The sequence below is a fragment of the Nocardioides sp. genome (genome assembly GCF_004803405.1).
In the GTDB taxonomy this organism is placed as follows: Bacteria; Actinomycetota; Actinomycetes; order Propionibacteriales; family Nocardioidaceae; genus Nocardioides; species Nocardioides vastitatis.
In genome coordinates this window covers 1-12,296 of sequence record NZ_SSXI01000221.1, presented here as the reverse complement: position 1 = coordinate 12,296, position 12,296 = coordinate 1, and the positions used below count along the sequence as shown (strand labels likewise).

7 protein-coding genes are annotated in these 12,296 nt (G+C 68.9%); 1 reads left to right on the top strand and 6 read right to left on the bottom strand.

Annotated features, from left to right (window positions below):
- Positions 1-87: 87 nt before the first annotated feature.
- The 3 genes from E7Z54_RS14855 to E7Z54_RS14845 all read right to left on the bottom strand — a co-directional run bounded on the left by E7Z54_RS14855 (position 88) and on the right by E7Z54_RS14845 (position 2,861).
- A complete protein-coding gene (locus E7Z54_RS14855) occupies positions 88-1,332 on the bottom strand; it encodes a geranylgeranyl reductase family protein (RefSeq protein WP_206056250.1) in 1,245 nt (414 codons plus the stop codon).
- A 27-nt stretch (positions 1,333-1,359) separates the two neighbouring features.
- On the bottom strand, positions 1,360-2,454 hold the full coding sequence (locus E7Z54_RS14850) for a glycerophosphodiester phosphodiesterase family protein (RefSeq protein ID WP_136434967.1): 1,095 nt from the start codon (positions 2,452-2,454) through the stop codon (positions 1,360-1,362).
- Between the two features lie 122 nt (positions 2,455-2,576).
- Positions 2,577-2,861, bottom strand: coding sequence for a hypothetical protein (locus tag E7Z54_RS14845; protein WP_136434965.1), 285 nt, complete (start codon positions 2,859-2,861; stop codon positions 2,577-2,579).
- A 211-nt stretch (positions 2,862-3,072) separates the two neighbouring features.
- Here E7Z54_RS14845 and E7Z54_RS14840 point away from each other — a divergent pair, with 211 nt between their 5' ends.
- Positions 3,073-3,936 carry a glycerophosphodiester phosphodiesterase family protein gene (locus E7Z54_RS14840; protein ID WP_136434963.1) on the top strand — a complete coding sequence of 288 codons (864 nt, stop codon included), beginning with the start codon at positions 3,073-3,075 and terminating at the stop codon, positions 3,934-3,936.
- Positions 3,937-4,071: 135 nt separating this feature from the next.
- Here the strand turns inward: E7Z54_RS14840 and E7Z54_RS14835 are convergent, their stop codons facing one another.
- The 3 genes from E7Z54_RS14835 to E7Z54_RS23340 form a co-directional block, all read right to left on the bottom strand.
- A complete protein-coding gene (locus E7Z54_RS14835) occupies positions 4,072-7,935 on the bottom strand; it encodes a DNA-directed RNA polymerase subunit beta' (RefSeq protein WP_136434961.1) in 3,864 nt (1,287 codons plus the stop codon).
- 114 nt (positions 7,936-8,049) lie between these two features.
- Positions 8,050-11,538 carry a DNA-directed RNA polymerase subunit beta gene (rpoB, locus tag E7Z54_RS14830; protein ID WP_240769699.1) on the bottom strand — a complete coding sequence of 1,163 codons (3,489 nt, stop codon included), beginning with the start codon at positions 11,536-11,538 and terminating at the stop codon, positions 8,050-8,052.
- A 253-nt stretch (positions 11,539-11,791) separates the two neighbouring features.
- A partial coding sequence (locus tag E7Z54_RS23340; protein ID WP_168798345.1) for a hypothetical protein occupies positions 11,792-12,296 on the bottom strand: 505 nt, incomplete at its 5' end.

Genomic DNA, 12,296 nt, shown 5'->3' with positions numbered 1-12,296 from the left:
CCGTTGCCATCCCGGTCCCACTCCACACTACGGATCGCGCCGGCCGCGAGATGCTGGCGATCCTGCCCCGACGCGCGGTCGGGCAGCTCAACCGAACAGCGGGCGGCGGTCCCGGGCGAGCGAGCGCCGCCCGGCCCAGCGCCAGACGCGGGCGGCCCGGTCGCGGTCCTCGTCGGTGACGAGGTTGCCCATCCAGCGCAGCGCGAGCGTCATCAGCAGGTCGGAGCGCATCCCTACCGGCCCGAGCGCCGGCAGCAGCCGGGGCACGGTGACCAGGCCGGCAAGCCGGCGGGCGATCGAGAACGACTCGCCGTAGTGCTCCCTGAGCACGGCCGGCCACACGGTGGCGAGGTCGACGTCCGGATCCTCGGTCAGCAGCTCGGCCACCACTCGGCCCGTCTCCAGGCCGTAGTCGATGCCCTCGCCGTTGAGCGGGTTCACGCAGGCTGCCGCGTCGCCGATCAGGGCCCAGTTGCGACCCGCGACGTTGGAGACCGCCCCGCCCATCGGCAGCAGCGCCGACGTCGGCATCCGCAGCTCCTCGCCGAGCCCGAACTCCTCGCGACGCTCGTCGGCGTAGAACCCCATCAGCGGCTTGATCGCCACGTCGGCAGGCCGCTTGGCGGTGGCGAGGGTGCCGACGCCGAGGTTGACCTCGCCCGATCCGTCGCCGAGCGGGAAGATCCAGCCGTACCCGGAGAGGATCTCGCCGCCCTGGCCCCGCAGCTCCAGGTGCGAGCTGATCCATGGGTCGTCGGCACGGGTCGAGGAGACGTAGGTGCGCCCCGCGACGCCGTACACCGTGTCCCGGTGCCACTCGCGGCCCAGCACCTTGCCCAGCGGGGACCGCACGCCGTCGGCCACGATCAGCTGTCGGCAGGCGATCTCCCGGCCGTCCTTGAACAGCACCGCCGCGACCCGGTCGCCGTCCATCCGCACGTCGACCGCTCGGGCGCCGTCGATCGCCGACGCGCCGGCCTTGATCGCCGTCGTGCGCAGGTGGTCATCGAGCTCGGTACGGGCCACGGCGCTGCCCCAGTCGGGCAGGCTCCCGCCGGGCCACGGCAGGTGCAGCGTCTGCCCGAACCCGTGCGCGCGCAGCCCCTGGTTGACCGTGTGAGCGCGCACCCAGTCCCGCAGGCCGAGCCGCTCGAGCTCGCCGATCGCGCGGGGCGTGAGGCCGTCGCCGCAGGTCTTGTCGCGCGGGAACACCGCCGCATCCGCCAGTACGACGTCACGACCGAGGCGCGCCGCCCATGCCGCTGCGGCCGACCCGGCGGGGCCGGCGCCGACGACGAGCACGTCGGCGCTCAGCGGGGTGGTCTCGGTCACCCCGCGATTCTCTCAGGGGCGTGAAGCTCACCGACGTGCCGGGTAGCTCCGTGGCAGCGCCAGCCCCTCGTCCGCCATCACCTCGCGGAGCAGGTCGGGCCGGTCCGTGATCAGCCCGTCGATGCCCAGCCCGATCAGGTGCTCCATGGTCGCCCGGTCGTTCACCGTCCACGGGATCACCCGCATGCCGGCCTGGTGCGCGGCGTCGACCAGCGCCTGGGTCGTGAACGGGACGTAACCGGGGGTGTCGATCGTGCCGCCCTGCGGGTCGCCGTGGACCGGCGAGACGGCGTCGGCGTCGAACGACGCGGTCGCGGCGACGTACTTCTCCTGGAGGTTGCCGGGGAAGGCGTCGATGTCGATGCCCCCGAGCCACGGCGAGGCGCCGTCGCGGCCGGCCTGGAGGAACTGCTGGCCGTTGGTGAGCGCCACGATCGGCAGCCGCGGCTCCAGTTCGCGGACCCGCATCAGGGCGCCCCAGTCGAAGCTCTGGATGGTGACCTGGTTGCGGATGCGCGCGTCGCGGATGTCGGCCAGCACCGCCCGGACGAAAGCCTCGCGCGGCGCCGTCTGCTCCGGCGCACCGGCCTCGACCTTGGTCTCGACGTTGAGCGTCACGTGCTCGGCGTGATGCGCGTTCACGAGGTCGAAGACCTGGGACAGCAGCGGCATCGGCTCCCCCGGCGACAGCTCCTGGTCCGGGTACAGCGGGTGCCGCAGCGACCCGCAGTCGATCGTCCGGACCTGGGCGAGGGTGAGGTCCTTGATGTAGGTCCGGTTGGGCACGTACGGGAACTCCGGGTCGTCGGCGAAGGCGGGAGCGGTGTCGCGGCAGTTGCGCGGCGACGGGTCACGGTCATGGGTGACCACGGCGTGGCCGTCCTCGGTCACCTGGACGTCGAGCTCCAGCGTGCTCACGCCGAGCTCGAGCGCGTTGGCAAAGGCGGGCAGTGTGTTCTCGACCGTCAGCGCAATGCCGCCGCGGTGGGCCTGGAGATCGAAGTCCTTCTCCTGGCCACCGCCGTTCTCCGGTCCGCGAGGGTCGGCGGAGGCTGCGTACGGGGCGAGCACGAGCGGGAGGGCGGCGGCGAGCGCGGCCGCACGGATGCGGGGGGTCCTCATGCCGTACGACGGTGGCGGCGCCGCCGCACCAGCGGGTTGCCCGCAGCCGACCGCGAGGTGACCTGCGGCGCAACATCACCCCGCAGACATCACCCCACCGACCGCCCGGGCGCGGCGGCGCCTCAGGCGCCCTGCTCGTCCGCGGGCGGGTACTTCCTCGGCGCGTCCTCGTAGCCCGACTCGTCGGTGAACATGCCCTTCTCGACGTCGAGCTCGCGGTCGGTGTTGTCGACCTCGGCGTTCTCGGGCCGGTTCCGGGGGTCGAGACGCTCGGCCCGTTCCTCCTGCAGCTGCTCGACCGGGGTGCCATCCAGTCCGGTGGCCTCCTCGGACAGGTCCTCGGCGGCCTGCTGCTGTCCATGGTCCTGGCCGCTGTCCGGCGGGACTTCGAACTTGTGCTTCGCCATCGTGTCCTCCGTCTCTGTCGGTCTCTGTCGGTTTCTTTCGGTCTCTTCGGGACGCGGTACCCGGTTCTCTGCGACGCAGGCGCGCGGGATCCGGACGCGTCTGCTGGTTGTCACGGCCGGTTGGACGCTCCGTCACCGGCCGTTGGCCTCGTCGCGCTTGGGTCGACACCGCCGGCCGACCGGCCGGGACCCATCGAACTCGGGAGCCCTCATGTCTCGACCAGCCCGCGCCCTCGGCGCGCTCCTCGCCGCACTGCTCGCCGCCGTCGCCCTCCTCGGGCTGACCACCGGTTCCGCTGCCGCCGCCTCCTCGCCCGTCGACGTGGTGGCGCACCGGGGCTCCTCGGGCGCCGCACCGGAGAACACGCTGGCCGCCGTGCAGCTGGCGATCAGGCACCGCGCGGACGTCGTGGAGAACGACATCCAGCGCACCCGCGACGGCGAGCTCGTCATCATGCACGACACCACGCTCACCAGGACCACCGACGTGGAGCAGGTCTTCCCCGACCGCGCGCCGTGGACCGTCGGCAGCTTCACCCTGGCCGAGATCAAGCAGCTCGACGCCGGGTCGTGGTTCGCCCCCGAGTTCGCCCGGGAGAGGGTGCCGACCCTGGCCGAGTGGGTGGCTGCCGTGGGCAACCAGGCCGGGATGCTGCTCGAGCCGAAGGCGCCGGAGCTCTACCCCGGCATCGAGGTCGACCTCGACAAGGAGCTGCGCGCGCTGCCCGAGTTCAACCGGGCGGTGCGGGCCGGTCGCGTGGTGGTCCAGTCGTTCAACCACGCCTGGCTGCGCACCTATAAGAGCCTCGCGCCGGACGTCCCGGTCGGGCTGCTCTACGGCGTCCGGCCCACCCCCGTGGAGATCGTTGCGGCCTCCACCTGGGCGCAGCAGGTCAACCCCGCACTGGGAGCCATCGACGAGGCGACCGTCCACGCCGTGCATGCCCACGGCATGGAGATCCACGTGTGGACCGTCAACGGCGGTGCCGACATGCGGCGCGCCGTGAACTGGGGCGTCGACGGGGTGATCACGAACTACCCGCAGGTGCTGCGCGACATCCTGCGCCGCAGCTGACGTCGTACGACGCGGGGCCGGGCAGACTCTTCACGACCGGATCTCGATATGCAGGAAGCCCCTCCCGAGCTTCGCTCGGGAGGGGCTTCGTGCTACTCGATCCGGTTCTGTGAACCAGGTCCGACGGCGCAGCCGTCAGCCCTGGTAGGAACCGAAGTCGAAGTCGTCCAGGGCGACCGCCTGGCCCGACGCGTTGCCGAACTCGTAGTCGTAGGACTCGTAGCCGGTGACGGCGTACGCCGCAGCGCGCGCCTCCTCCGTGGGCTCCACGCGGATGTTGCGGTAGCGCTCCAGACCGGTACCGGCCGGGATCAGCTTGCCGATGATCACGTTCTCCTTCAGGCCGCGGAGGCTGTCGGAGCGACCGTTGATCGCGGCGTCGGTGAGCACCCGGGTGGTCTCCTGGAAGGAGGCCGCCGAGAGCCACGACTCGGTCGCGAGCGAGGCCTTGGTGATGCCCATGAGCTCCGGACGACCCGAGGCGGGCTTCCCGCCCTCGGAGACCACGCGCCGGTTCTCCTCCTCGAAGATCTTGCGGTCGACGAGGTCGGACGGCAGCAGGTTGGTCTCACCCGACTCGAGCACCGTGATCCGGCGCAGCATCTGCCGCACGATGATCTCGATGTGCTTGTCGTGGATCGACACGCCCTGGCTCCGGTAGACCTCCTGGACCTCGTCCACCAGGTGCTGCTGGGTCCGGCGGACACCGAGGATCCGGAGCACCTCCTTCGGGTCGGGCGTGCCCTGGGTGAGCATCTGGCCGACCTCGACCCGGTCGCCGTCCTGCACGAGCAGGCGCGAGCGGCGGGACACGACGTACTCCTGGACCTCGCTGCCGTCGTCCGGGGTGACCAGGACCTTGCGGGCCTTGTCGGTCTCCTCGATCTCCACCCGGCCTGCGGCCTCGGTGATCGGGGAGACGCCCTTCGGGGTGCGGGCCTCGAAGAGCTCGACCACACGGGGCAGACCCTGCGTGATGTCGTCCGCGGAGGCCACACCGCCGGTGTGGAAGGTACGCATGGTCAGCTGCGTGCCGGGCTCACCGATGGACTGGGCCGCGATGATGCCGACCGCCTCACCGATGTCGACGAGCTTGCCGGTGGCCAGCGAGCGGCCGTAGCACTTCGCGCAGGTGCCGGTGCGAGCGTCGCAGGTCAGGACCGAGCGGACCACGACCTCCTCGATGCCGGCCTCGATCAGCTCCGCGATCTTGACGTCACCGAGGTCGTCTCCCGCCTGGGCGAGGACCTCGCCGGTGTCGGGGTGCGCGATGTCGACCGCTGCGGTCCGGGCGTAGGCCGCGGTCTCCGCGTTGTCGTCCTTCTCGACGACACCGGCCTCGTTGCGCACGCCGATCACCTTGGGCAGTCCACGCTCGGTGCCGCAGTCGTCCTCGCGGATGATGACGTCCTGCGACACGTCGACCAGACGACGGGTCAGGTAGCCCGAGTCGGCGGTCCGGAGAGCCGTGTCGGCCAGACCCTTGCGGGCACCGTGGGTGGAGATGAAGTACTCCAGAACGGACAGACCCTCGCGGAAGTTCGCCTTGATCGGCCGCGGGATGATCTCACCCTTGGGGTTCGCCACCAGACCACGCATGGCGCCGACCTGGCGGATCTGGTTGAAGTTACCGGAGGCACCCGAGTAGACCTGCATGTAGATCGGGTTCGCCGGCTGCTTCTTGAAGGCCTCCTCCATCGCGTCACCGACGCGCTTGCCGGCCTCGGTCCAGATCTCGATGAGCTCCTGGCGACGCTCCTCGTCGGTGACCAGACCGCGCTCGAACTGCTTCTGGATCTTCGCGGCCTTGTCCTCGAACTCGGCCAGGATCCCGGCCTTGTCCTCGGGGGTGGTCACGTCGGCGATCGAGACGGTCACGCCGGAGCGCGTCGCCCAGTAGAAGCCGGTGTCCTTCAGCGCGTCCAGCGACGCCGCGACCTCGACCTTGCCGTAGCGCTCGGCGAGGTCGTTGACGATCGCGCCGAGACGCTTCTTGCCGACCTCCTCGTTCACGAACGGGTAGTCGGCGGGCAGGGTGTCGTTGAAGATCGAGCGGCCGAGGGTGGTCTCGAGGATCACCGGCTCACCGGGCTCCGCGCCCTCGACGACAGCGTCGACGAAGCGGATCCGCACCTTGCTCTGCAGCATGATCTCGCCGCGGTCGAACGCCATGATCGCCTCGGCCGGCGAGGAGAACACGCGGCCCTCGCCGATCGAGCCCGGACGCTCGGTGGTCAGGAAGAACAGGCCGATGATCATGTCCTGGGTGGGCATGGTCACCGGACGGCCGTCCGACGGCTTGAGGATGTTGTTGGTCGACAGCATCAGGATCCGGGCCTCGGCCTGGGCCTCGGCCGACAGCGGCAGGTGCACCGCCATCTGGTCACCGTCGAAGTCCGCGTTGAACGCGGTGCAGACGAGCGGGTGGATCTGGATGGCCTTGCCCTCGATCAGTTGAGGCTCGAAGGCCTGGATGCCGAGACGGTGCAGGGTGGGCGCCCGGTTGAGCAGCACGGGGTGCTCGGTGATGACCTCTTCGAGGACGTCCCACACGACCGGACGCGCGCGCTCGACCATCCGCTTGGCGGACTTGATGTTCTGCGCGTGCGAGAGGTCCACGAGCCGCTTCATGACGAAGGGCTTGAAGAGCTCCAGCGCCATCTGCTTGGGCAGACCGCACTGGTGCAGCTTCAGCTGCGGACCGGACACGATGACCGAACGGCCCGAGTAGTCCACGCGCTTGCCGAGCAGGTTCTGGCGGAAGCGTCCCTGCTTGCCCTTGAGCATGTCGGACAGCGACTTCAGCGGCCGGTTGCCCGGCCCGGTGACGGGACGGCCACGACGACCGTTGTCGAACAGCGAGTCGACGGCCTCCTGGAGCATCCGCTTCTCGTTGTTGACGATGATCTCCGGCGCGCCGAGGTCGAGCAGCCGCTTGAGGCGGTTGTTGCGGTTGATCACCCGGCGGTAGAGGTCGTTCAGGTCGGAGGTCGCGAAGCGGCCACCGTCGAGCTGCACCATCGGACGCAGGTCCGGCGGGATGACCGGGACGGCGTCCAGGACCATGCCCTCGGGCTTGTTGCCGGTCTTGCGGAACGCGTCGACGACCTTGAGGCGCTTGAGCGCGCGGACCTTGCGCTGGCCCTTGCCGGTGGCGATGGTCTCGCGCAGCGACTCGACCTCGGCCTCGATGTCGAAGCTCTGCAGGCGCTTCTGGATCGCCGTGGCGCCCATGTGGCCCTCGAAGTACTTGCCGAACCAGTTCTTCATCTCGCGGTAGAGCACCTCGTCACCCATGAGGTCCTGCACCTTGAGGCTCTTGAACGTGTCCCAGACCTCCTCGAGACGGTCCAGCTCGCGCTGGGCACGGTCCCGCAGCTGCTTGAGCTCGCGCTCGGCGCCGTCGCGCACCTTGCGGCGCTGGTCGGCCTTGGCACCCTCGGCCTCGAGCGCGGCGAGGTCGTCCTCGAGCTTCTTGGTGCGGTCCTCGAGGGAAGAGTCGCGACGCTTCTCGATCGACTCGCGCTGCAGCTGGATCTTCGTCTCGAGCGAGGACAGGTCGCGGTGACGCGCGTCCTCGTCGACGGCGGTGATCATGTAGGCGGCGAAGTAGATGACCTTCTCGAGGTCCTTCGGAGCCAGGTCGAGCAGGTAGCCGAGCCGGCTCGGGACGCCCTTGAAGTACCAGATGTGGGTGACCGGGGCGGCCAGCTCGATGTGGCCCATCCGCTCGCGGCGGACCTTGGACCGGGTCACCTCGACGCCGCAGCGCTCGCAGATGATGCCCTTGAAGCGCACGCGCTTGTACTTGCCGCAGTAGCACTCCCAGTCCCGGGTGGGACCGAAGATCTTCTCGCAGAAGAGGCCGTCACGCTCGGGCTTGAGCGTGCGGTAGTTGATGGTCTCCGGCTTCTTGACCTCACCGTGGCTCCACGTGCGGATGTCGTCCGCCGTGGCCAGGCCGATCTGAAGCTGGTCGAAGAAGTTCACGTCGAGCACGATGGCTGCTGTCCTTCGTTAGTTACTGAATCGAAAGCTTGTTGACCGAGGGTTCCCACCGGAGGTCGAGGAGGTTGCGGTGCAACCGTCACGAGACCCCCGGCGGGTTCACACTCAGACTTCTTCGACGCTCGAGGGCTCGCGGCGCGACAGGTCGATGCCGAGCTCCTCGGCGGCACGGAAGACGTCCTCCTCCGCGTCGCGCATCTCGATGGCCGTGCCGTCCTGCGACAGCACCTCCACGTTGAGGCAGAGCGACTGCATCTCCTTGACGAGAACCTTGAACGACTCGGGGATGCCGGAGTCGGGGATGTTCTCGCCCTTCACGATCGCCTCGTACACCTTCACGCGGCCCGGCACGTCGTCGGACTTGATCGTGAGGAGCTCCTGGAGCGCGTAGGCGGCGCCGTACGCCTCCATGGCCCACACCTCCATCTCGCCGAACCGCTGGCCACCGAACTGGGCCTTACCGCCCAGCGGCTGCTGCGTGATCATCGAGTACGGGCCGGTCGAGCGCGCGTGGATCTTGTCGTCGACCAGGTGGTGGAGCTTGAGGATGTACATGTAGCCCACCGACACCGGGTCCCGGAACGGCTCGCCGGAGCGGCCGTCGAAGAGCCGCGCCTTGCCGTCCTGCTCGATCAGGCGGATGCCGTCACGGTTGGGCAGCGTGGAGCCGAGCAAGCCGGTGATCTCGTCCTCGCGGGCACCGTCGAAGACCGGCGTGGCCAGCTTCGTGCCGGGCTCGGCCTGGTCGGCGCCGATCGAGATCAGCCGCTGCTTCCAGTCCGAGCTCTCCGGGTCGCCGGACAGGTTCAGGTCCCATCCCTGCTTGCCGAGCCAGCCCAGGTGAAGCTCGAGGATCTGGCCGATGTTCATCCGTCGCGGCACACCCAGCGGGTTGAGCACGACGTCGACCGGGGTGCCGTCCTCCATGAACGGCATGTCCTCGACGGGCAGGATCTTCGCGATGACGCCCTTGTTGCCGTGACGGCCGGCGAGCTTGTCACCCACGGAGATCTTCCGCTTCTGCGCGACGTAGACGCGCACCAGCTGGTTGACGCCGGGCGGGAGCTCGTCGCCCTCCTCGCGGTCGAAGACGCGGACGCCGATGACCGTGCCGGACTCGCCGTGCGGCACCTTCATCGAGGTGTCGCGGACCTCGCGCGCCTTCTCGCCGAAGATCGCACGGAGCAGGCGCTCCTCCGGAGTCAGCTCGGTCTCGCCCTTCGGGGTCACCTTGCCGACGAGGATGTCACCGGTGGTCACCTCGGCGCCGATCCGGATGATGCCGCGCTCGTCGAGGTCGGCGAGCATCTCCTCGCTGACGTTCGGGATGTCGCGGGTGATCTCCTCCGGGCCCAGCTTGGTGTCGCGGGCGTCGACCTCGTGCTCCTCGATGTGGATCGAGGTGAGGACGTCCTCCTGCACCAGGCGCTGGCTGAGGATGATCGCGTCCTCGTAGTTGTGGCCCTCCCACGGCATGAACGCCACGAGCAGGTTGGTGCCGAGCGCCATCTCCGCCTTGTCCGTGCACGGACCGTCGGCGATCGGCGAGCCGACCTCGAGACGGTCCCCGGCGGCCACCAGCGGACGCTGGTTGATGCAGGTGCCCTGGTTGGAGCGCTTGAACTTCGCGAGCCGGTACGAGGTGTACGTGCCGTCGTCGTTCATGGTCTCGACCAGGTCGGCCGAGACGTCCTTGACGACACCGGCCTTCTCGGCGACGAGCACGTCACCGGCGTCGACCGCAGCGCGGTACTCGATGCCGGTGCCGACGATCGGGCTGTCGCTCCTGATCAGCGGGACGGCCTGACGCTGCATGTTGGCGCCCATGAGCGCGCGGTTCGCGTCGTCGTGCTCGAGGAACGGGATCAGGGCGGTCGCGACCGACACCATCTGGCGCGGCGAGACGTCCATGTAGTCGACCTCGTCGGCGATGATCTCGGAGACCTCGCCGTGGCGCTGGCGGACCAGCACCCGCTCCTCGACGAACTTGCCGTTCGCGTCGAGCGGGGCGTTCGCCTGCGCGATGACGTAGCGGTCCTCGTCGTCGGCGGTGAGGTAGTCGATCTTGTCGGTGACGACGCCGTTCTCCACCTTGCGGTAGGGCGTCTCGACGAAGCCGAACGGGTTGATCCGTCCGTAGGACGCCAACGAGCCGATCAGGCCGATGTTCGGGCCCTCAGGGGTCTCGATCGGGCACATCCGGCCGTAGTGCGACGGGTGGACGTCACGGACCTCCATGCCGGCGCGGTCACGGGACAGACCGCCCGGGCCGAGCGCGGAGAGGCGACGCTTGTGCGTCAGGCCCGCGATCGGGTTGGTCTGGTCCATGAACTGCGACAGCTGCGAGGTCCCGAAGAACTCCTTCAGCGCCGCCACCACGGGACGGATGTTGATCAGCGACTGCGGCGTGATCGCCTCGACGTCCTGGGTCGTCATCCGCTCGCGGACGACGCGCTCCATCCGGGCCAGGCCGGTGCGCAGCTGGTTCTGGATCAGCTCGCCCACGGTCCGCATCCGGCGGTTGCCGAAGTGGTCGATGTCGTCGGCGCCGATCTCGATGCTGCCCTGCGGGGTCTCCAGCTCGGCACGGGCGTCGTGCAGCGCCACGATGTAGCGGATCGTGGCGACCATGTCGGAGATCGTCATGGTCTGCTGGTCGAACGCCTGGTCCTGGCCGAGCTTCTTGTTGATCTTGTAGCGGCCGACCTTGGCCAGGTCGTAGCGCTTGCCGTTGAAGTAGTAGTTCTTCAGCAGCGTGAGCGCGGCCTCACGCGTCGGCGGCTCGCCGGGACGGAGCTTGCGGTAGATGTCGAGCAGCGCGTCGTCCGGACCCGAGGTGTTGTCCTTCTCCTCGGTGAGCTGGATCGACTCGAACTGGCGCAGGTCGGCCATGACGGCCTCGTAGTCGTAGGCCTCGCCGGTGTCCTCGGCGACCGCCTGCAGCGCCTTGAGCAGCACCGTGACGTTCTGCTTGCGCTTGCGGTCGAGACGGACGCCGACCATGTCGCGCTTGTCGATCTCGAACTCGAGCCAGGCGCCGCGGCTCGGGATGAGCTTGGCGGTGTAGATGTCCTTGTCGGACGTCTTGTCGGCGGTGCGCTCGAAGTACACACCCGGCGAGCGGACCAGCTGCGAGACGACGACACGCTCGGTGCCGTTGATGACGAAGGTGCCCTTGGGGGTCATCAGGGGGAAGTCGCCCATGAAGACCGTCTGGCCCTTGATCTCACCGGTCTCGTTGTTGGTGAACTCCGCCGAGACGTAGAGCGGCGCGGAGTAGGTGAGGTCCTTCTCCTTGCACTCGTCGACCGTGTACTTCGGGTCGTAGAAGACAGGGTTCTCGAACGAGAGCGACATGGTCTCGGAGAAGTCCTCGATCGGGGAGATCTCCTCGAAGATCTCCTCCAGCCCGGACTTGTCGGAGACGTCCTCGCCGGCAGCCCGACGGGTCTCGATCCGGTTCTTGTGTGCCTCGTTGCCGATCAGCCAGTCGAAGCTGTCGGTCTGGAGCGAAAGGAGCTGCGGGAGTGCCAGCGGCTCCTGGATCTTCGCGAAAGAGATGCGGGACTTACCGGGGGTGGTGCGCGCGGCCAAGAGTTGTCCTTCGACGGTTCGACTCTTCGAGTGCGCCATCCCCCCACGTCATCAGCCACCGGGCAGGCCGAAGCGCATCTGAGGGCAGGCGCAAGGCGCCACGATACACGAAACCCGAGCACTCAACAATGTCGGCTACGCAACCTCGCGCAGTCGATGGAGCGGCTCGGGTGAACCTGTGCGCCGATCATGCTGCCCGGACCCGCTCAGGTCAAGCGGAACCGCCGCTCAATTCCGCACCGCGTAGTGCCGGTCAGCCACAGGAGTCGTCGGTGCAGATGTCGTCGAGCAGCCAGCGTCCCTCGCTGCCGGAAGCCTTCACCAGCGACATCGTCGCCCACATCCTCAGCACGAACGGCTCGGCGTCCTTCTTCTGCACCTGCTGGTCGACGAACACGACGACCGTCGCCCGTTCTCCGTCGGAGGCGACCCGCGTGAGCGCGGCGCCGGTCGCGGCCGCCTCGACAACGATCTGCTGCTCCTCGGCCTCCTTGGTGATGTCCGGCCAGGAGGCCGCCTGCTTCTCCCCCAGCTTGTCGGTCATGTTGCCGCGGATCCGCTCCAGGTCCTCGGCCATGGTCTTGTGGTTGTACGACAGCACGGGGCCGACCATCTGCTCGGCGGCCTGCTCGGCAGCCAGGGCCGCGCGCTCCTGCACGACCGCGCGTTCGGCGATCGCGCCGGGCGAGTCGGCGGCGTCGACGCGCACCCCCGGCGTGGCCAGGACCCACACCGCGAGCGCGACGGAGAGTACGGCG

What these genes read in the sequence shown, in the direction of transcription:
- E7Z54_RS14850 (WP_136434967.1), bottom strand. Translation starts at nt 2,454, where the DNA reads ATGAGGACCCCCCGCATCCGTGCGGCCGCGCTCGCCGCCGCCCTCCCG.
- E7Z54_RS14845 (WP_136434965.1), bottom strand. Translation starts at nt 2,861, where the DNA reads ATGGCGAAGCACAAGTTCGAAGTCCCGCCGGACAGCGGCCAGGACCAT.
- E7Z54_RS14840 (WP_136434963.1), top strand. Translation starts at nt 3,073, where the DNA reads ATGTCTCGACCAGCCCGCGCCCTCGGCGCGCTCCTCGCCGCACTGCTC.